At 67.3% G+C, this 18,539-nt stretch carries 19 protein-coding genes and 1 tRNA gene; 3 read left to right on the plus strand and 17 right to left on the minus strand.

All coding sequences use genetic code 11. The annotated features are described in order from the left end of the window. Positions 1-5 precede the first annotated feature (5 nt). The 11 genes from DMH03_RS00660 to rplJ all read right to left on the minus strand — a co-directional run bounded on the left by DMH03_RS00660 (position 6) and on the right by rplJ (position 11,302). Complete coding sequence (locus tag DMH03_RS00660) at positions 6-1,271, minus strand: MCE family protein (RefSeq protein WP_125790087.1); 1,266 nt, start codon at positions 1,269-1,271, stop codon at positions 6-8. Then, positions 1,271-2,470, minus strand: a complete 1,200-nt coding sequence (locus DMH03_RS00665) for an MCE family protein (protein WP_125790088.1) — start codon at positions 2,468-2,470, stop codon at positions 1,271-1,273. The genes DMH03_RS00660 and DMH03_RS00665 overlap by 1 nt, the downstream gene beginning before the upstream one ends. Further along, positions 2,470-3,648, minus strand: coding sequence for an MCE family protein (locus DMH03_RS00670; protein ID WP_125790089.1), 1,179 nt, complete (start codon positions 3,646-3,648; stop codon positions 2,470-2,472). The genes DMH03_RS00665 and DMH03_RS00670 overlap by 1 nt, the downstream gene beginning before the upstream one ends. Continuing rightward, the gene (locus DMH03_RS00675; RefSeq protein ID WP_125790090.1) at positions 3,645-4,631 is read right to left on the minus strand and encodes an MCE family protein; all 987 of its coding nucleotides are present in this window, start codon (positions 4,629-4,631) and stop codon (positions 3,645-3,647) included. Before DMH03_RS00675 ends, DMH03_RS00670 begins: the two co-directional genes overlap by 4 nt. Then, positions 4,628-5,659: an MCE family protein gene (locus tag DMH03_RS00680; RefSeq protein ID WP_125788798.1), complete on the minus strand. Its 1,032-nt coding sequence runs from the start codon at positions 5,657-5,659 to the stop codon at positions 4,628-4,630. Before DMH03_RS00680 ends, DMH03_RS00675 begins: the two co-directional genes overlap by 4 nt. Next, complete coding sequence (locus tag DMH03_RS00685; RefSeq protein WP_125790091.1) at positions 5,656-6,999, minus strand: MCE family protein; 1,344 nt, start codon at positions 6,997-6,999, stop codon at positions 5,656-5,658. Before DMH03_RS00685 ends, DMH03_RS00680 begins: the two co-directional genes overlap by 4 nt. Continuing rightward, positions 6,996-7,832 carry an ABC transporter permease gene (locus tag DMH03_RS00690; RefSeq protein WP_125790092.1) on the minus strand — a complete coding sequence of 279 codons (837 nt, stop codon included), beginning with the start codon at positions 7,830-7,832 and terminating at the stop codon, positions 6,996-6,998. The genes DMH03_RS00685 and DMH03_RS00690 overlap by 4 nt, the downstream gene beginning before the upstream one ends. A gap of 3 nt (positions 7,833-7,835) precedes the next feature. Further along, complete coding sequence (locus DMH03_RS00695) at positions 7,836-8,588, minus strand: ABC transporter permease (RefSeq protein ID WP_125791473.1); 753 nt, start codon at positions 8,586-8,588, stop codon at positions 7,836-7,838. Between the two features lie 38 nt (positions 8,589-8,626). Further along, positions 8,627-9,796 carry an ABC transporter ATP-binding protein gene (locus tag DMH03_RS00700; protein WP_125790093.1) on the minus strand — a complete coding sequence of 390 codons (1,170 nt, stop codon included), beginning with the start codon at positions 9,794-9,796 and terminating at the stop codon, positions 8,627-8,629. A gap of 520 nt (positions 9,797-10,316) precedes the next feature. Next, positions 10,317-10,703 (minus strand): 50S ribosomal protein L7/L12, encoded by a 387-nt coding sequence (gene rplL / locus DMH03_RS00705; RefSeq protein ID WP_125788795.1) that lies wholly within the window; start codon positions 10,701-10,703, stop codon positions 10,317-10,319. A gap of 47 nt (positions 10,704-10,750) precedes the next feature. Next, positions 10,751-11,302: a 50S ribosomal protein L10 gene (gene rplJ, locus DMH03_RS00710; protein ID WP_125788794.1), complete on the minus strand. Its 552-nt coding sequence runs from the start codon at positions 11,300-11,302 to the stop codon at positions 10,751-10,753. Positions 11,303-11,629: 327 nt separating this feature from the next. Between rplJ and DMH03_RS00715 the strand changes: the two genes are divergently transcribed. Then, positions 11,630-12,475, plus strand: a complete 846-nt coding sequence (locus tag DMH03_RS00715) for a hypothetical protein (RefSeq protein WP_125790094.1) — start codon at positions 11,630-11,632, stop codon at positions 12,473-12,475. Positions 12,476-12,563: 88 nt separating this feature from the next. Here the strand turns inward: DMH03_RS00715 and DMH03_RS00720 are convergent, their stop codons facing one another. From DMH03_RS00720 to DMH03_RS00745, 6 genes are all read right to left on the minus strand, one after another. Then, positions 12,564-13,328, minus strand: a complete 765-nt coding sequence (locus DMH03_RS00720) for an alpha/beta fold hydrolase (RefSeq protein WP_125790095.1) — start codon at positions 13,326-13,328, stop codon at positions 12,564-12,566. A 77-nt stretch (positions 13,329-13,405) separates the two neighbouring features. Continuing rightward, a complete protein-coding gene (gene rplA, locus DMH03_RS00725; RefSeq protein ID WP_125790096.1) occupies positions 13,406-14,119 on the minus strand; it encodes a 50S ribosomal protein L1 in 714 nt (237 codons plus the stop codon). Positions 14,120-14,200: 81 nt separating this feature from the next. Next, entirely contained in the window at positions 14,201-14,635 is a 435-nt protein-coding gene (rplK, locus tag DMH03_RS00730; protein WP_076164368.1) for a 50S ribosomal protein L11, read from the minus strand. A gap of 78 nt (positions 14,636-14,713) precedes the next feature. Further along, a complete protein-coding gene (nusG, locus tag DMH03_RS00735) occupies positions 14,714-15,562 on the minus strand; it encodes a transcription termination/antitermination protein NusG (protein ID WP_125790097.1) in 849 nt (282 codons plus the stop codon). A 76-nt stretch (positions 15,563-15,638) separates the two neighbouring features. After that, positions 15,639-16,091: a preprotein translocase subunit SecE gene (gene secE, locus DMH03_RS00740; protein ID WP_125790098.1), complete on the minus strand. Its 453-nt coding sequence runs from the start codon at positions 16,089-16,091 to the stop codon at positions 15,639-15,641. Positions 16,092-16,118: 27 nt separating this feature from the next. Further along, positions 16,119-16,191 (minus strand) — tRNA-Trp (locus DMH03_RS00745). Positions 16,192-16,397: 206 nt separating this feature from the next. Between DMH03_RS00745 and DMH03_RS00750 the strand changes: the two genes are divergently transcribed. Continuing rightward, positions 16,398-17,627, plus strand: a complete 1,230-nt coding sequence (locus tag DMH03_RS00750) for a pyridoxal phosphate-dependent aminotransferase (protein WP_125790099.1) — start codon at positions 16,398-16,400, stop codon at positions 17,625-17,627. Beyond that, the gene (locus DMH03_RS00755) at positions 17,624-18,520 is read left to right on the plus strand and encodes a TIGR03619 family F420-dependent LLM class oxidoreductase (RefSeq protein ID WP_125790100.1); all 897 of its coding nucleotides are present in this window, start codon (positions 17,624-17,626) and stop codon (positions 18,518-18,520) included. The genes DMH03_RS00750 and DMH03_RS00755 overlap by 4 nt, the downstream gene beginning before the upstream one ends. The last annotated feature ends 19 nt before the right edge of the window (positions 18,521-18,539 follow it).

The following is an 18,539-nucleotide window of genomic DNA, read 5'->3' on the forward strand; positions in this document are numbered from 1 at the left end:
CGGGCTCAGCCGGGCAGGCCCAGCAGCGTGCCCAGGGTGGGCAGGCTGACCCCCGGGCTCTGCAGGACGCTCGGCATGCCCTGCGCCGCGCGCAGGCTGGCCAGCTCCTCGGCCGACCGTCCGGCGTTGGCGGCGACGTCGCCCTGCGACGGGATCTGTGGGACCCCGTTGTACGGCACGTTCTGCGAGCCGCGCACGTTGATCGGGCTGCCCTTCGGCTCGGCGCAGTACGCGTCGTCCTTCGGCGCGCGAGGCGTCGTGTCGGTGCCTTCGCGGTACTTGTCGAGGCCGATGTAGCCCTTGGTGCACGAAGGCGGGTTGAACAGGTTGAGCGCCAGGCCCAGGTGCGCGGTGCCGTCGTTGGCGACGCTGTTCGCGCCCGCGGCCAGCATCGGGTACGTCACCAGTCCTTGTTCGAGCCCGTCGAGCCGGGTCACCAGGAGGTTCGACGTCGTGAGCAGGTTCGCCGTCAGCGCGCCGAGCCCCGGGCCGGATTCGGCGAGCACCGAGCTGATCTGGTTCGCCACCTGCGGGGTGATCCCGATCAGCTTCCGGATGTCGGCGTCGGAGTTCTTCAGCGTGCCGGAGAGCTTGTTGAGGTCGGCGCTGAACGACTTCATCGAGCTCGCCATGTCGTTCTGCGTCTCGAGGACCTGCCCGCCCTTTTCCAGCAGCTGGATGGTCTGCGGCAGGTACTCCTGCGCGGTCGCGGTGAAGCTCCGCGCGGTGTCGAGCAGCCGTTGCAGGTCCGGGCCGGTGCCGTTGAAGGCGTTGTACGACTCGTCGACGACCTTGCGCAGCGAGTCGGTCGGCACCGACGCCGCGAGGCTGTCGAGGTCGCCGATGAGCTGCTCGGTGGGCACCGGCGTCTTGACCTTGTCGGCCGGGATGACCGAACCCGAGTTCAGGAACGGTCCCTTCTCGCTCTTCGGCTTCAGGTCGACGAACTGTTCGCTGACCGCCGACCGGTTCGCGACGACGGCGTCCAGATCGGCGGGCACCGGCGGGGCGTCCGGCGCGATGTTGAGGTCGGCTTCCAGCCCGGTCTTGGTGAGGCGCAGCTCGCCGACCCGGCCGATGTTGAAGCCGCGGTAGGTGACCTCGGCGTTCTGGAAGATGCCGCCGGACTGCTTGAGCTGCAGCTTCACCGTGTAGCCCTCGTCGCCGAAGACCTGGCCGAGTCCGGCGAACCGGATCAGCGCGTACACGATGGCGACCACGGAGATGATCGCGAACGCGACCAGCTGGATCTTCGTCCTACGGACCAGCATCAGCCGGCACCTCCCGACAGCACGCCGAAGATCCCGGCGGGACCGGTCTGTTGCGGTTGCCCGCCGCCCTGCGGCGCGCTCGCCTGGCCACCGGCGACACCGCCGACGCTGTCCGGGATCGGCAGCGGCGGGTTCGCGCCCGGACCCTCGGTGCCCCCGGTCAGTCCTGGCACCGGGATGACGTCCTGGAGCGGGTTCTGGCGGCTGCGGCCGAGGTTCTTGAGGATCTCGTTCAGGTTCAGGTCGATCTTCGCGAACAGGTTGAAGTAGTCGCCCTTGACCCCGTCGTAGGCGGCGTCGCTGAACGGGAAGGTCAACAGGATCTCCAGCGCCTTGGGCAGATCCGCGCCCGCCTCGCCGAGCTTCTGCAGCGTCGGCTGCAACGCCTTGAGGTCGGCGACGAGGTCTTCCTTGCTCTTGTTCACCGTGTCGACGGCGACCCCGGAGAGGTGGTTGAGCGCGTTCAGCATGGTCACCAGCTGGCCGCGCTGCTGCTCCAGCACGCCGAGGCCGGGGCCGAGGTTGTCGACCGCGCCGACCAGCTTGTCCTTCTGGCCGTTCAGCGTGAGCGAGAGCCGGTTCAGCCCGTCGAGCGCCCGCGTGATGTTCGCGGACTGCTTGTCCAGGTTCGTGACGAGCTCGTTGGCGTTGTTCAGCAGCGCCTTGAGCTCCGGCGAGCGGCCGGCGGTGGCGTTGTTGAGTTCCTTGGTGATGGTGTTGAGCTGTTCCACCCCGCCGCCGTTGAGCAGCAGTGAGAGCGCGCCGAGCAATTCCTCGACCTCGACGCTGCGGTTCGTGCGGGCCAGCGGGATCACGGCGTTGTCGGCGAGTTCGCCCTGCCGGTCGCCGGGCGCGGCCAGCTCGACGTACTTCTCACCGAGAAGGCTCGACTGTTTGACGTTGGCCAGCGCGTTCGCCGGCAGTTTCACGTCGCCGTTGACCCGAAGTGTGACCTCGGCGTTCCAGCCGTCCTGGGTCAGCCCGATTGCTTCGACGCGGCCGATGGCGACCTCGTTGACCTTCACCCCGGCTTGCGGCGTCAGGTCGAGGACGTCCCGGAACTGCACCTTGACCGTGTACGGGTGGTCGCCGAGTTCGGCGCCGCCGGGCAACGGGACGTCGTAGATCCCGTTGAATCCGCAGCCGCTCAACGTCAATGCCGCGATCGTGCCGACAGCCGCGAAAGTAAGTTTCTTCATCACTTCGCCGCCGTTCCATAGAGCTGCCCGGCGATCGGGAGCGGAAGTGGCGGCAGCTGGCCCGCCTGCGAGGACTGGATCACCTGCGCGATCGACGGCAACGGCACCAGCCCGTCGACCAGTCCGGCGATCCCCTTGCACGCGTCGCCCAGTGCGTCGAGCGCGTCCGGGGTCTGCTTGAGCAGGTTGCACACCATCACCAGCGGCGGCTGGGTGAGCTCGTTGAGGTTGGCCCGCGCGTCGAGCGTGCCCGACGAGGCGTTGTAGGTGTTGACCAGGTTCCCGAGGCCGACCGGGGCGACGTCGAGGATCTCGGCGAGCGCGCCGCGCTGGTCCACGAGCACCTTGGTCACGCTGGCCAGCTTGTCCACATTGGACTTGAGCCGGTCGCGGTTCTTCTCGATGAACCCCTGCACCGCGGTGAGCGTGTCGGACAGCTGCTTCACCGTGGCCGAGAGGTTTTCCCGCTCTCCCGCGAGGAATCCGCTGACGTCGGCGAGCTGCCGCTCGAAGTCGCGGACCTGTTTGTCGCTGTTCACCAGCGTCTGCGAGAAGGAGCCGAGGTTTTCGACCGTCTTGAACAGGTCGTCCTTGTTGCCGGACAACGTGCCCGCGGCCTGGCCGAGCTTCGTGATCGTGTCGTGCAGTGCCTGCCCGTTGCCGTCGAAGTTCTTCGCGGCGGTGTCGAGCAGGTTCGACAGCGAACCGTTCTTGTTGGCGCCATTGGGTCCGAGCGACTTGCTGACCCGGGAGAGGCTGGCGGCGAGTTCGTCGACCTCGAGGGGGACCTCGGTGCGGTCGAGCCCGATGACGGCGCCGTCGGCGATCCGCGGGCCGCCCTTGTAGGCCGGGGCCAGCTGCACGTACCGGTCGCTGACCAGCGACGGCGACACGATGATCGCCTTCGCGTCGGCGGGCACCGCCACCGAACGGTCGTATTCGAGTTCGACGCGGACCTGGTTGCCCATCGGCTGGATCTTGGTGACCGTGCCCATGTCGACGCCGAGCATGCGGACACTGTTGCCTTCGTAGAGGCCGACGGTGCCGGCGAAGTAGGCGGTCACGTGGTTGCGGCCGGCGTCCTTGAGCGTCCACCACAGCGCGCCGGCGACGACCAGCGCGAGCACGATCGCGATGGTGAAGCCCCGCGCGAGACCGGCTGAGAGACGGGTACTCATTTCTCGTAGCACCCCTTGTCGTTGATCGGGCCGAACGACGGCAGGACCAGTCCGCAGATGTAGTTGTCGAACCAGCGGCCGTTGCCGATCGTGTTCGTGAACACCCGGATGAACGGCGCGAACCGCGCGATGCCCTGGCCGAGGGCGTCCTGGTTGCGCTGCAGCATCGAGGTCAGCTGGTCGAGCTGGGTGAGCACCGGGTCGAGCTGCGCGTCGTTGTCATCGACAAGGCCCTTGAGCTGGGTGGCGAGGGCGCGCGAGCCGTCCAGGAGGGCGGAGATCGCCTCCTTGCGCTTGGCCACCTCACCGAGCAGCTTGTTGCCGTCGGCCAGGAGCTTCTGGAACTCGGCGTCACGGTCGACGAGCGTCTGCGACACCTGCCGCGTGTTCGCGAGCAGGCTCGACAGCTGCGAGTCACGCTTGGCGATCGTGTCGGAGAGGCGGGAAAGGCCGTTCAGTGCGCCCTTCACGTCGGCCGGGGTGTCGGAGAAGGTCTCCGTGATGACGTCGAAGCTCTTCGCCAGCTGCGTCGTGTCGATGTCGTCGACGGTCTGCGAAAGCCCGCGGAAAGCGTCGAGGACGTCGAACGGCGACGCCGTGCGCTCACGCGGGATGGTCGTGCTCGGGTCGAGCGTGCGCTGCCCCTGCGGGTCGAGCGCCAGGTACTTCTGGCCGAGCACGGTCTTGATCTTGATCGCCGCGCTGGTCTTGTCACCGAGCCAGGCGTCCTTGACCTTGAACGAGATCCGGACCTTGTCCCCGTCGAGCTTGATCTCGGAGACCTTGCCGACCTTCACCCCGGCGACCCGGACGTCGTTCTCCTCCTGCAGGCCGGAAGTCTCGCTGAAGTCCGCGCTGTAGGTCGTCCCGCCACCGATGACCGGCAGGTCGTCGGAATTGAGGGCGGCGAGGAAACCGAGCAACAGCACCGAGATGCCGACCAACGCGATCGGGATCGGATTGCGTTTCTGGAACGACTTCATGCCGTGCACCTCGCCCGGTTCACCGGCAGCAGCGGCAGGTTGATCGGTTCGTTGATCAGCGGAGGCAGGGCGACGGCTCCCGTCATCTCACAAGCGAAGAAGTTGAACCAGGAGCCGTAGTCGGCCGTGCGGGTCAGCGCCGTCACCTTCTGCGGCAGGAACTGGATGAAGTGCTCGACGATCGGCTGGCTGTCATTGAGGTTCTTCGTCAGCGTGCCGAGCGCGGCGATGTCCTGCTTCAACGGCTCACGAGCTTCCCCGAGCAGGCCGGAAGTGGTCTGGGCGAGGGTGCCGAGCGACTCGATGGCGTCGCCGATCGGCTCGCGGTCCGCGGCCAGCCCGGAGACCAGCTGCTGCAGTTTGACGATCAGGTCGTTCAGCTGCGGCGTGTGCGCGTTGACCGTGTCGAGCACCGAGTTCAGGTTGTCGATGACCTCACCGATCACCTTGTCCTTGTCGGAGATCGTGGTGGCCAGCGACGCGGTGTGCTTCAGCAGGCTTTCGATCGTGCCGCCCTCACCCTGCAGGACCTGGATGACCTCGTAGGACAACTTGTTGATGTCGTCCGGGTTGAGCGCGGTGAACAGCGGCTTGAACCCGTTGAACAGCTGCGTCAGGTCGAGTGCGGGCGTGGTCCGCTCCAGCGGGATGTTACCGCCGGGCTCCAGGTTCTTCCCGGACGAGTCGGTGCCCTGCCCGAGCGAGACGTAACGCTGGCCGACCAGGTTCCGGAACTTGATCTGCGCGGTGACCCCGGCGGGCAGCTTGCGGCCGGCGTCGACCTCGAACTCGACCTCGGCCTGGCGCCGGTCGACGATGCGGACGTCCTTGACCTGCCCCACCCTGACGCCGGCGATGCGGACGTCGTCGTTGGGCAGCAGCAGGGTCGCGTCGCTGAACCGTGCCTTGTAGGCGTTGGTGCTGGTGGTGTTCACGTTGGCGATGCTGATCCCGAGGATCGTCGTGAACAGCACGGTCACGACGATGAAGGCGCAGAGCTTGATCAGCGGAGCGAGCAATCCCCTCACTGGACGTGCACCTCCGCCCCGCGATAGAGCGGACCGACGAGCAGCGAGCCCCAGCCGGGCACGTCCGAAGCGGACATGCCGACCTGCGGGGCGACCAGCTGCGCGAGGAAGTCCGATTCGGACGCGCTGTAGGACGGGCTACCGCCGGGCGCTCCCCCACCGTTGCCGTTGTAGCCGCCGTAGTTCGCGAAGCCGTTCGACGGCGAGAGACCGTCGTTCGCCGACCGCGCCGGCGGCTTGGCCGTGCTGCCGTCCTTGATCGGGCCGTCCGGCGGGTACTGCGGGAACGGGTCCGGGAACTGCTTCAGGTCGTAGCAGCGCGGACCGCGTTTGTCCTCGAACCGCGGCTCGTCCTTGCCCGGCAGGTACGGCCCGCGGTTGACGGTGACCTCGATGGTCGCGTGCAGGCCCGGCCGGTCGGTGCCCTTGCCGAGGGCCTTGTCGATCTTCGGCAGGTTGGCCGCCATCTGCCCGATCACGCACGGGTACTCCGGCGCGTACTTCGCCAGCAGCTCCGCCGTCGGGCGGGCGGTGTCGGCGAGCCGGATCAGGTTATCCGCGTTGTTCTGCAGGAACGTCTGGAGATCGACCGAAGCCTGGGTGACGCTGCCGTACAGGTTCGCGAGGTTCATCTTCTGGTCCACCACGGTGCGGGTGGTGGTGCTCAGGTTGTCCAAGGTCTGCACCAGATCCGGGGCGACGGCGTTGAGGTTGTCCGAGAACTTCGCGAGTTCCTTGAGGTTCTGCTGGAGCTTGGGCTCGTGCGGGTTCAGCTCCCCGACGTAGCTGCCGAGCTGCGCGAGGGTGTCGCCGAGCTGGTCGCCGCGGCCGTTGAGCGCGGTGGAGATCGCCGAAAGCGTGCTCGACAGCTTCTGCGGCTGGACGGCCTGCAAGACCGGCATCAGATGCGCGAAAGCCTGCTCCAGCTCGACAGCGCCGGACGTGCGGTCCTGGGTGATCACGTCGCCCTCGGCGATCGTCTTCGACGAAGGCGCGTCCGGGATCTCCAGTGAAACGAAACGCTCACCGAACAACGTCTTCGGCAGGAATCGCGCGGAAACGTTCTGAGGGATCAGTTTCGCCGACTCCGGATTCAGCGCGAGCGTGAGTTCGGCACCGTCCGGGGTCGCGGCGATCTCCTTCACCGAACCGACGATGAGGCCGCGGACCTTCACGTCGGACTGTTTCAGCAGCTGGTTCCCGATGCTGCCCGACTGGAGCTTCACACTCACCACGGGGGTGAACGCCCGTTGGTACAGCGCGATGCTCAGGGCCACCCCGCCGATGAGCACGGCGACCAAGAGCAGACCCAACAGCCTGCGCCGGATTGTCGCGATCATCCTGCGATCCTCACCGTGACGTCGGTTCCCCAGATCGCGAAACCGATGAAGAAGTTCATGATGGACACCGTGACGATGCTCAGCCGGACCGCCTTACCGACCGCCACGCCGACACCGGCGGGGCCACCGGTGGCCCGGTAACCGAAATAACAATGCGACAGGATGATCAAGACGCTGAACAACAGCACCTTGATGAACGAATACAGCACATCCTGTGGTGGTAGGAACAGATCGAAGTAATGGTCGTAGGTACCCGCCGACTGGTTGTAGATGTAGATAACGACCAACCGGGACGCGAGATACGAACTCAGCAGGCCGATGACGTACAGCGGGATGACCGCGACGAAACCGGCGATGATCCGCGTGGTCACCAGATACGGCAGGCTCGGGACACCCATGACCTCGAGCGCGTCGATCTCCTCCGAGATCCGCATCGCACCCAGCTGGGCGGTGAACCCCGCGCCGACCGTCGCCGAAAGCGCGAGGCCGGCGACCAGCGGGGCGATCTCACGCGTGTTGAAGAACGCGGTCAGGAAGCCGGTGAAGGCCGAAGTGCCGATCGAGTTCAGCGCCGAATAACCCTGAAGGCCGACGAGGACACCGGTGAACAGCGTCAAGCCGACCATCACACCGACCGTGCCACCGATGACCGCGAGCGAGCCGGAACCGAAGCTCACCTCGGCCAGCAGCCGCAGGACTTCTTTCATGTAGCGGCGAAGCGTCCTCGGCGTCCACAGCAACGCGCGGCCGTAGAACGACATCTGGTCACCGAGGTTGTCCAGAGTCTGCAAAGGACGGTTGGCAACCCCCTTGGCGCGGGTAAGGAAGGTCATGCGTCAGTCCAGCTTTCCGGGCACGATCTGCAGGTAGATCAGCGTGATCACGAAGTTCACCACGAACAGCATGAGGAACGTGATGACGACCGACTGGTTCACCGCGTCCCCGACGCCCTTCGGGCCGCCGGACGGATTCAGTCCCCGGTAGGCGGCGACGACCCCGGCGATGAAGCCGAAGATCAGCGCCTTCAGCTCGCCGACCCAGAGGTCCGGCAGCTGGGCCAGCGCGGAGAAACTCGCCAGGTACGCGCCCGGTGTCCCGCCCTGGAGGACGACGTTGAAGAAGTAGCCGCCGAGCACGCCGATGACGCTGACCATGCCGTTCAGCAGGAGCGCGATCAGCATCATCGCGAGCACACGCGGCACGATCAGCCGCTGCACCGCGGAGACGCCGAGCACCTCCATGGCGTCGATCTCTTCACGGATCGTCCGCGCGCCGATGTCGGCGCAGACGGCGCTACCGCCGGCGCCCGCGACCAGCAGCGCCGTGACCAGCGGACTGGCCTGCTGCACGGTGGCGAGCACCGACCCGGCACCCGTGTAGGACTGGGCGCCGAGCTGGCGGGCGAGCGAACCGAACTGCAGCGAGATGACCGCGCCGAACGGGATCGCGACGAGCGCCGTCGGCAGGATCGTCACACTCGCGATGAACCAGGCCTGCTGGATGAACTCCCGCAGCTGGAACGGGCGCTGGAAGATGCCACGAACGATGTCGAGGCCGAGAGCGAACAGGTTCCCGGTCTCGCGCAACATGCCGATCCCGGGGATCTTCGCCGATGAAGCGGAAGAGCTCACGCGCCACCTGACCCCGGATCTTGTGGCCGCAAGCGGTGGTTGCCTGCTCTCCCGGGGTGCGGGATGTGGGCGACCTGGTCGTCGGGCAGTTGCCCCTGGTGATGGTTCGGAATCGAGCTTTCGGCGGGCACCGACCGGTGCCCGGCCGTCGCGAGGCGCTGCGGGCGGACGCCGTAGCGCTGCTGCTCCTCCGGGGAGAGCGACTCGATGATGCTCTGCTGTGCCTCGTCCGGCAGGCCGTGCAGGATCTGCATGACCCGGTCCTTACGGCGGACCGCGCCCATCCGCGTCGGCACGCCGGGCGTCGGCTGCATCTGCGGCGGCACCCCGCTGACGTCCTCGACACCGCCCGCGTGGTGACCGGCCTCGAACATCGCGCGCTCCGCGGCGAGCTGGGCCGAGTCCTTCTCCTCGCTCATGCCGATGGGGCCGTCCATCTTGCCGTTGAGGAACTGCTTGACGACCGGCTCCTCGCTGGTCAGCAGCACCTCGCGCGGGCCGAACATGACCAGTTCCTTGCGGAACAGCATGCCAAGGTTGTCCGGCACGGTGCGGGCGAGGTTGATGTTGTGCGTGACGATCAGGAACGTCGCGTCGATCTGCGCGTTGACGTCCAGGAAGAGCTGGGAGATATAGGTGGTGCGGACCGGGTCGAGACCGGAGTCCGGCTCGTCGACCAGGATGATCTGCGGGTCCAGCACCAGAGCACGGGCGAGACCGGCGCGCTTGCGCATACCGCCGGAGATCTCGCCGGGCAGCTTCTTGTCGGCGCCGTTGAGACCGGTCATCTCGAGCTTCTCGAGCACGATCCGGCGGACCTCGGTCTCCGACTTCTTCGTGTGCTCCCGCAGAGGGAACGCCACGTTGTCGTAGAGGTTCATCGACCCGAACAGCGCGCCGTCCTGGAAAAGGACGCCGAAGAGCTTGCGCACCTCGTAAAGCTGGTGTTCGGAGCACGTCACGATGTCGACGCCGTTGATCATGCAACGGCCACGGTCCGGTTTGAGCAGACCGATCATCGACTTCAAGAAGACGGACTTACCGGTTCCGGACGGACCGAGCATCGCCGAAACCTCGCCCGGAGGCAGGGTCAGCGTGACGTCCCGCCAGATGGCCTGCTTACCGAAGGACTTGGAAAGACCTTCGATGACCACCTCGGCACCCATCGCACCTCCAGGAGCTGTTCCGCGTCGTCGCGCACTGCCGTCCCGTGCCACTGGCCCGAGAGGACGCATGCGTTCGCGCAGCGATACCCGCGTCAACCAGGTGCAACGAGCTGAGTGCGAACAGGTTACTCACCAGTTTTCTTTTCTGGCCAGACCCGCGGGTAACTTTTCGCGCAGCCCGCCACCGGCCCGTGCACCGCTTGCAGCACCGTAGTGCACGTCACTCCCGCCCGCAGATCCACAACCGGGCCCTGCCCAGGTCGGGGCGCTACCGCGTCGCGATTAGGGGGCTAAACGCAGGTCAGCGCGGGTGCCCCTCAGCGTCCCGCCGGATCGCGATTAGGGGGCTAAAGGCGATCCGGCGCCCTGGGCGCGCTCAGGTGCTTAGCGTGGCTACGCGTCGCGATTAGGGGGCTAAAGGCGATCCGCGCCCTAAGGCTGGAGACAGCGAAGGGGCGGGCATCCGTACTGGATGCCCGCCCCTTCGACGGTGCTGCGGTAGGCGCTGACGCGCCCGGGATCACTTGATGGTGATCTTGGCGCCCGCGGCCTCGAGCTTCTCCTTGGCGGCCTCGGCGGCCTCCTTGTCGACCTTCTCCAGGAGGGCCTTGGGAGCGGCCTCGACCAGCTCCTTGGCCTCCTTCAGGCCCAGACCCGAGACGACCTCACGGACGACCTTGATGACCTGGATCTTCTTCTCACCGGCGGACTCGAGAACGACGTCGAACTCGTCCTGCTCCTCGGCGGCGGCCGGGGCGGCGCCGACCGGGCCGGCGGCGACGACGGCAGCCGGGGCGGCCGCGGTCACGTCGAAGGTGGTCTCGAATTCCTTCACGAACTCGGACAGCTCAAGAAGGGTGAGCTCCTTGAAGGCGTCGATCAGCTCGGTGGTGCTCAGCTTCGCCATGGTGGCTTCCTCTCTGAAACGAACTAAAAGTTCGGGGTGGGGGGTGTTCAGCTCTCGGCGGGTGCTTCGGCTGCTTCGGTACCGGCGTTGCGCTGCTTGTCCTCCAGCGCGGCAGCCAGGCGAGCGACCTGGGACGCCGGCGCCTGGAACAGCGCGGCAGCCTGGGACAGCTTCGCCTTGAACGCGCCCGCCGCCTTGGCGAGCAGGACCTCACGGCTGTCGAGATCGGCGATCTTGGTGATCTCGTCCACGGACAGCATCTTGCCGTCCATGTAGCCGCCCTTGATCACAAGCGCGTTGTTGTCCTTCGCGAAGTCGCGAAGCGCCTTCGCGGCGTCAACAGCTTCACCTTCGACGAAGGCGATGGCGGTCGGGCCGACGAACAGGTCTTCGAGGCCCTCGATGCCCGCGTCCGTGGCGGCACGCTTGACGAGGGTGTTCTTCGCGACCCGGTACTTGGCACTGGTGCCGAGAGCGCGGCGCAGCTGGGACAGCTGGGACACGGAGAGGCCGGTGTACTGGGTAACGACTGTGGCCGAGCTGGTGCGGAAACGCTCCGCGATCTCGGCGACGGCCGCCTCCTTGTCAGGCTTCGCCATGGTCGCCTCCTCTCTTGGCTAGTGGTCCACTGGCCTTGAGAGCCCTGAAACGACGAAACGCCCCAGCGCAGACAGGCGCGGGGCGTCAGGGCACGCGACGGGATGCGTCGCGGCGAGCCTCGTTCCTCCTGCGCGGGTCGCCCGCCCTAGCGGGGCCTTCGTTCTCCAGGCCAGATGACCAGGAGAAGACCAGCGGTCTTCGGTAGAACCTTGACAAGAGTACGTGACCCTGTTTCGGCCTCCGCACGGACCCCTGGCGAATCGCGTTTAGCGGGCTAAACGCGACCGGCGGAGTGCACGGGAGGGCTCGCGGGGCATCATGGTGACGTGGCGGAGCAGCGTGATGACGGAAAGCCGGGCAACGAGCCCGGCACGGACATCGAGCCCAAGGCGGGAGGTCAGCCCGCGCCCCGGCTGGACGAGGAGCAACTGCGCCAGTTCCAGCAGTTTCAGCAGTTCCAGGACTATCTGAAGTTCACCGAGGCACAGCAGCAGGGCCTCGTGCCGTCGCAACCCACGCAGCCCGTGACCCAGCACTACGGTGGGCAGCCTCCAGTGCCTCCGGGGCCGCCGCCCGGCGAACTCGTCAAGGCCCCTCGGCCGCGCGCGCCGCGCTGGCTGCGGCGGCTGGGCGGGAAGCTTCTCGCCTGGGTGATCGTGATCCTGCTGATCTGCATCGGCGCCACTATCGCCTACCGGCAGATCTTCCCCAGCGACGCCGGGCAGGACACGGCGACGTTCGTCCAGGGCGGCGGGGGCAAGCACCACACGAACCAGGTGCTTTCGACCAATCCCTGGGAAGCCGTGCGGGCCATCTACGACACGATCGGCAAGCCGTATCCGCCCGCCACCCGGGTCGAGAAGGTCTGCCTGTCGATGAGCGAACAGGCGCAGGCCCAGTTCGCCCGCGACCTCGGCTACCCGGACTGTGCGACCGCCGTCCCGGCCCTGAACGCCAAGGTCACCGACATCACGCCGTACATCTACGCGGTACGCCCGATGTCGAGCGTGGTCCCGCGGCAGAACCTGACGATCCACTCGTGCTGGTACAACATCCGCGGCGGCCCCCTGCTGGGCAGCTTCACCCTGCAGGAAGTCGAAATGGGCCAGTGGCTGATCACCGGGCACGCGAACTCGCCCGAGCCCTGCCCCGCTCCCCCGACCGGCAACTGACCTGCGCTTCCTGCCGCCGGATCGCGTTTAGCCCGCTAAACGCAAGTGCGCCGGCGGATCGCCTTTAGCGGGCTAAACGCGACGCGGGTCAGAGGTCGTGCGAGGTCAGGAAGCCGGTCAGCGCCGAGCCGAAGGCGGGGTGCATGACGGCGGCCATGTGATCGCCGGGGACGCGGACGAGGCGCGCGCCGGCGATGGCGGCGGCCAGGCGTTCGGGTTCCGCGGCCAGCGGGTCGGTGTCCCCCGCGAGGATCAGGGTCGGTACGGCGATCGCCGTCAGGTCCAGTTTCGGATTCGCCGTCCCGCGGGCGACGGCCGCGAGCGCGATCCGGTCTGCCCGCAGCGCGTCGGCGAGGATGCGGAAAGGCGCCGAAGACGGCGGAAGCGTCGAAGGGGCCTCCGTCAGCAGAGCCTCACTGATCGCCTCCGGAGTGACGACGCGGGTGTCCACCCCGCCGAAGTCGACGATCCCCGAACCGACCCCGCCGATCGCGAGGCACCGGATGCGCGGGTCGGCGGCCACCGCGCCGAGCGCGATCATCGCGCCCATCGAGTAGCCGACCATCGACACCTCGTCGAGGTTCAGCGTGTCGAGCAACGCCGACACGTCGCGGACCATCGCGTCGTCGCCGTAGCTCGCCTCGTCGTGCGGCTTCGCCGACCGTCCGTGGCCGCGCGCGTCCAGGCTGATCACGGTCAGCTCCGCGTCCTGGAGGGTGTCGACGACGCCCGGCGCGATCCAGTTGGCGTTCGTGTCCGCGGCGAAGCCGTGCTGTAGCAGCACCGGACGCCCTTTACCTTCCCAAACGGTGTAGCTGAGCTGAAGCCCGTCGAACGACGCGAAGGTAGGCATGCCCTCAAGCAAACACGAAAAAGGGGCGGCCCCGCCGTAGCGGGACCGCCCCCTTCTCAGTGATGTCTAACTCAGACTCACGCGTCCTCGGAGAGGAGGTTGCGAGTCCGGGCCGGGTCGACCGGGATACCCGGGCCCATCGTCGTGGAGACGACGACCTTGCGCAGGTAACGGCCCTTGGCCGACGACGGCTTGGCGCGGAGGATCTCGTCCAGCGCGGCCGCGTAGTTCTCCACCAGCTTCTCGGTGTCGAACGAGGCCTTGCCGATGACGAAGTGCAGGTTGGCCTGCTTGTCCACGCGGAAGTTGATCTTACCGCCCTTGATGTCCGTCACGGCCTTCGCGACCGCGGGGGTCACGGTGCCGGTCTTCGGGTTCGGCATCAGGCCACGCGGGCCGAGGATGCGGGCGATACGGCCGACCTTGGCCATCTGGTCCGGCGTCGCGATCGCGGCGTCGAACTCGAGCCAGCCACCCTGGATGCGCTCGATCAGTTCGTCGGTGCCGACCACGTCCGCGCCGGCGGCCTCGGCCTCGGCGGCCTTGTCACCAACGGCGAAAACGATGACGCGGGCGGTCTTACCGGTGCCGTGCGGCAGGTTCACGGTGCCGCGGACCATCTGGTCGGCTTTGCGAGGGTCGACACCGAGGCGCATCGCGACCTCGACGGTGGCGTCCATCTTCGCGGAGGAAGTCTCCTTGGCCAGCTTCGCGGCCTCGAGCGGGGCGTAGAGCCGCTCGCGGTCCACCAGCTCAAAAGCCTTGCGGTAGGCCTTGCTGTGCTTGGGCATTGCTTCTGTCCTTAACTGTTCAACGGATCAGTGTGGTGTTGGAGCCAGCACTGGCTCTCCCACGGTGGAACTGGGTGGAACTCAGTCGACGACCGTGATGCCCATCGAGCGGGCGGTGCCGGCGATGATCTTCGCGGCCTGATCGACGTCGTGCGCGTTCAGGTCGGATTCCTTGGTCTTCGCGATGTCGCGGACCTGGTCCCAAGTGACCTTGGCGACCTTGGTCTTGTGCGGCTCGCCGGAACCCTTCTCCACGCCCGCGGCCTTCAGCAGCAGCTTCGCGGCCGGCGGCGTCTTGAGCTTGAAGTCGAACGAACGGTCTTCGTACACGGAGATCTCGACCGGGACGACGTCCCCACGCTGCGACTCGGTCGCGGCGTTGTAGGCCTTGCAGAACTCCATGATGTTGACGCCGTGCTGACCCAGCGCGGGGCCGACCGGCGGCGCGGGGTTGGCCGCACCCGCCTTGATCTGCAGCTTGATGATCGCCGCAAGCTTCTTCTTCTTGGGTGGCATTTCGTTTGTTCCTTCTTACTGACTTGAGTCCCCCGCACACCTGCCAGTACGCGGGGACTGCCGGCCGTCTGGCAGCCGTCAGATCTTGGAGACCTGGTTGAACGACAGCTCGACCGGGGTCTCCCGGCCGAAGATCGACACCAGGACCTTCAGCTTCTGTCCGTCCACGTTGACCTCGGAGATCGTCGCGGGCAGCGTCGCGAACGGGCCGTCCATGACGGTGACCGACTCGCCGATCTCGAAGTCGACCTCGACCGCGGGGCCACCCAGCTGCGACTCGGAAGCGGCAGCCTCGCCCTTGCCGGACTTGGCCGGCGTGGCGGTCTCGACCTTGGGCGCGAGGAACTTGAGCACCTCTTCCACGGTCAGCGGCGACGGACGCGACGTGGCGCCGACGAACCCGGTGACACCCGGCGTGTTGCGCACCGCGCTCCACGAGGCGTCGTTCAGGTCCATCCGGACCAGGATGTAGCCGGGCAGCACCTTGCGCTGCACCTGCTTGCGCTGGCCGTTCTTGATCTCGGTGACCTCTTCGGTCGGGACCTCGATCTGGAAGATGTAGTCCTCGACGTCCAGGGTCTGGGTCCGGGTCTCGAGGTTGGTCTTCACCTTGTTCTCGTAACCCGCGTACGAGTGCACGACGTACCACTCACCGGGAGCGGCGTTGAGTTCCGCGCGCATCTTCGCGACCGGGTCGACGTTCTCGTCGGCTTCGGCGGCGGTGTCGTCGGCTGCGTTGTCGTCGGTCTCGTCGGACGCCTCTTCGGCCTCCGCGACATCTGCGGCTTCGTCGACCTCGTCGCCTGCGGCGGGCACCTCGACGGAATCCAGGTGCTCGGACTGCTCGTCGCCGAGTGCCGCGTGCACCTGCTCGTCGGAAAGCTCGGTCAGCTCATGACCGGCTGCTGTGCCGTTGTCGGAGGTCACGTTCCGTCCTCTCAGTTGATCGGTTGCCGTGGCGCAGGCCACCGTGCGGTGCGCTCAGGCACCGCGAACGGCTGCCTCAGCTGCCGAAGACGGCACCGACGACCTCTTTGAAGGCCAGGTCGAGGCCGCTCACCAGCGCCACCATGAACACCACGAAGACCAGCACCACCGCGGTGTAGGTGACCATCTGCTTGCGGTTCGGCCAGATGACCTTGCGCAGCTCGGCCCAGACTTCGCGGATGAAGCGCATCAGCCGGGCGAAGATCGACGCCTGCTTCGGCTTGCGGTCGCGCTTCGGAGTCGCCGTGCCCTTGGCGTCCTTGGACTTCTCGGTCTTGTCCCCGGCCTTCGCCTTGCCGGCGGGGCGGGTCTTGTCGTCCGACTTGGCGTCGGACTTACCGGACGGGCGCGCGGACGCACGGCGCTCACGCCGGGCAGCGGCGGTCACCGGGCGGGACTGTTCGTCGGGCTTCTGCCCGGCGCCGTCCTGCGCCTTCTCACCGCTGGCGTCGCTGTCGCTCACGACCACTCCTCCGCCTTCACCAGTTCGCTTACGCAGGGGTGACAGGACTTGAACCTGCAACCTGCGGTTTTGGAGACCGCTGCTCTGCCAATTGAGCTACACCCCTTTGGAACCCCGATGCTCTGGAGCTCCCGAGGACGCATTCCATCGTCCCCACCGCCGTGGCGGGGATGACCGTAGTGCGTTCCGAGACCAGAAGTCTACGGCAACCCCGGAACAGCTTCGCAACCGCGCCCCTCAAAGCGGCGCGGAGCAGCCTTCCGCGAGGAAACTCCCCCACGGCCGACACCATGATCGTGCCACGATGTCGCCATGAGCGCTCCCGCACCCTCGCCTTCGCCGGCTTCCCGCGTCTCGGCCCGCATCGGCGGCATCACGCCGTCGGCCACGCTGGCCGTCGACGCGAAGGCCCGGGCGCTCAAGGCGCAGGGTCGTCCGGTGATCGGCTTCGGTGCCGGCCAGCCGGACTTCCCCACCCCCGCCAACGTGCTCGAAGCCGCCGAAGCGGCCGTCCGCGACAAGGTCAATCACGGCTACACCGCCGCGGGCGGGCTGCCGGAGCTGCGTGAGGCGATCGCGGCGAAGACCGTGCGCGACTCCGGGTACGAGGTCGACCCCGGCCGCGTCCTGGTGACGAACGGCGGCAAGCAGGCGGTCTACTCGGCGTTCGCGACGCTGCTCGACCCGGGCGACGAGGTGCTGCTGCCCGCCCCGTACTGGACGACGTACCCGGAGTCGATCGCCCTCGCCGGCGGGGTCCCGGTGCAGGTCACGGCCGACGAGACGACGGGCTATCTGGTCACCGTCGAGCAGCTCGAAGCCGCCAGGACGCCGCGCACGAAGGTGTTGCTGTTCGTGTCGCCGTCGAACCCGACCGGCGCGGTGTACCCGCGTGAACAGGTCGAGGCGATCGGGCGCTGGGCGCACGAGAACGGCCTCTGGGTCATCACCGACGAGATCTACGAGCACCTGGTCTACGACGGTGCCGAAGCGCCCTCGATGCCCGTCCTGGTCCCGGAACTCGCCGACCGGACGATCGTGCTCAACGGCGTCGCGAAGACGTACTCGATGACCGGCTGGCGGGTGGGCTGGCTGCTCGGGCCGCAGGACGTGGTCAAGGCGGCGACGGCGTACCAATCGCACTTGTGCGGCAACGTTTCGAACGTCGCGCAACGGGCCGCGCTGGCCGCGGTGAGCGGTCCGCTCGACGCCGTGCACGCGATGCGCGATGCGTTCGATTCCCGTCGAAAGACGGCACTTTCGCTGCTTTCCGAGATCCCCGGCGTCGAGACTCCGGTGCCGCTCGGCGCTTTCTATGTTTACCCGTCGATGAAAGCCTTGCTGGGCAAGGAGATCCGCGGCGAACGACCGGCCGACACGGTCGCGTTGGCCGATCTGATCCTGCGCGAGGCCGAAGTCGCCGTGGTGCCCGGCGAGGCGTTCGGCACGCCGGGGTACTTCCGGATTTCCTATGCGCTGAACGAAAATGATCTTGCCGAAGGGATATCCAGGATGGGCCGGCTGCTCGCGGAAGCACGGTGACCGTGATGCGCCTGGGAATCGCCCTTCCGCAGTACGGTCCCCTCGCTTCCCTGGACGCCGTCCCCGGTTTCGCCGCGGCCGCCGAGGAACTCGGATACGAGTCGTTGTGGGTCGGGGATCGGGTGCTGGCCCCGGTTTCTCCGTCGGACTTCTATCCCGGCGGCACCCCGGAACGGCCGTACCCGCCGGAGTTCGTCACCTTCGCGGATCCGCTGATCCTGCTGACGGTGGCCGCGACCGTCACCCGACGGGTCCGGCTCGGCACCAGCACGCTCACCGGGACGGTGTATCCCGCCGTGGTGCTCGCCCGGATGCTGACTTCACTGGATCAGGTGAGCGGCGGCCGGCTGGATGTCGGGCTGGGCACCGGTTGGCTTCGCGACGAGTACACCGCGACAGGCACGCCATGGAAGGGCCGCGGCAAGCAGCTGGAGGAACTCCTCGACGTCCTTCGGGAGTTCTGGACCGGCGATCCGGTCGAGCACGAAGGCGAACGCTGGCGGATCCCGGCGTCGAAGGTGGGGCTGCGACCGGTACAGAATCCGCATCCGCCGGTGTTGCTGGGCGGGCTTTCGGCGGCGGCACTGGACCGCGTCGGCCGCCGCGCCGAGGGCTGGTTGCCCGCCGGACTGCCCGCGCCCTATCTCGCGAAGCTCTGGGGAACCGTGGTGAGTGCCGCCGAGAAGGCGGGCCGCGACCCCGAGACGCTGCGGCGGGTGCTGCGGATCAATCCGAAACCCGGCACCGATCTCAAGGACGTCGCCGCGCAGCTGGCCGCGGCCGCCGAAACCGGGATCACCGAGGCCTTCGTCGACCCGCACTACCTCGCGCGGGACGTCACCCATGCCCTCGATCTCGCCGCCGAGCTGCGCGATCTCGTCCCGACAGACTGAAGGCCCTCCCCGCCGGGAA

The organism is Amycolatopsis sp. WAC 01376 (assembly GCF_003947415.1).
Taxonomy (GTDB): domain Bacteria; phylum Actinomycetota; class Actinomycetes; order Mycobacteriales; family Pseudonocardiaceae; genus Amycolatopsis.

Coding starts and splice junctions, on each gene's coding strand:
- DMH03_RS00660 (WP_125790087.1), bottom strand. CDS start 1,271: ATGCTGGTCCGTAGGACGAAGATCCAGCTGGTCGCGTTCGCGATCATC.
- DMH03_RS00665 (WP_125790088.1), bottom strand. CDS start 2,470: ATGAAGAAACTTACTTTCGCGGCTGTCGGCACGATCGCGGCATTGACG.
- DMH03_RS00670 (WP_125790089.1), bottom strand. CDS start 3,648: ATGAGTACCCGTCTCTCAGCCGGTCTCGCGCGGGGCTTCACCATCGCG.
- DMH03_RS00675 (WP_125790090.1), bottom strand. CDS start 4,631: ATGAAGTCGTTCCAGAAACGCAATCCGATCCCGATCGCGTTGGTCGGC.
- DMH03_RS00685 (WP_125790091.1), bottom strand. CDS start 6,999: ATGATCGCGACAATCCGGCGCAGGCTGTTGGGTCTGCTCTTGGTCGCC.
- DMH03_RS00690 (WP_125790092.1), bottom strand. CDS start 7,832: ATGACCTTCCTTACCCGCGCCAAGGGGGTTGCCAACCGTCCTTTGCAG.
- DMH03_RS00695 (WP_125791473.1), bottom strand. CDS start 8,588: ATGTTGCGCGAGACCGGGAACCTGTTCGCTCTCGGCCTCGACATCGTT.
- DMH03_RS00700 (WP_125790093.1), bottom strand. CDS start 9,796: ATGGGTGCCGAGGTGGTCATCGAAGGTCTTTCCAAGTCCTTCGGTAAG.
- rplL (WP_125788795.1), bottom strand. CDS start 10,703: ATGGCGAAGCTGAGCACCACCGAGCTGATCGACGCCTTCAAGGAGCTC.
- rplJ (WP_125788794.1), bottom strand. CDS start 11,302: ATGGCGAAGCCTGACAAGGAGGCGGCCGTCGCCGAGATCGCGGAGCGT.
- DMH03_RS00720 (WP_125790095.1), bottom strand. CDS start 13,328: ATGCCTACCTTCGCGTCGTTCGACGGGCTTCAGCTCAGCTACACCGTT.
- rplA (WP_125790096.1), bottom strand. CDS start 14,119: ATGCCCAAGCACAGCAAGGCCTACCGCAAGGCTTTTGAGCTGGTGGAC.
- rplK (WP_076164368.1), bottom strand. CDS start 14,635: ATGCCACCCAAGAAGAAGAAGCTTGCGGCGATCATCAAGCTGCAGATC.
- DMH03_RS00750 (WP_125790099.1), top strand. CDS start 16,398: ATGAGCGCTCCCGCACCCTCGCCTTCGCCGGCTTCCCGCGTCTCGGCC.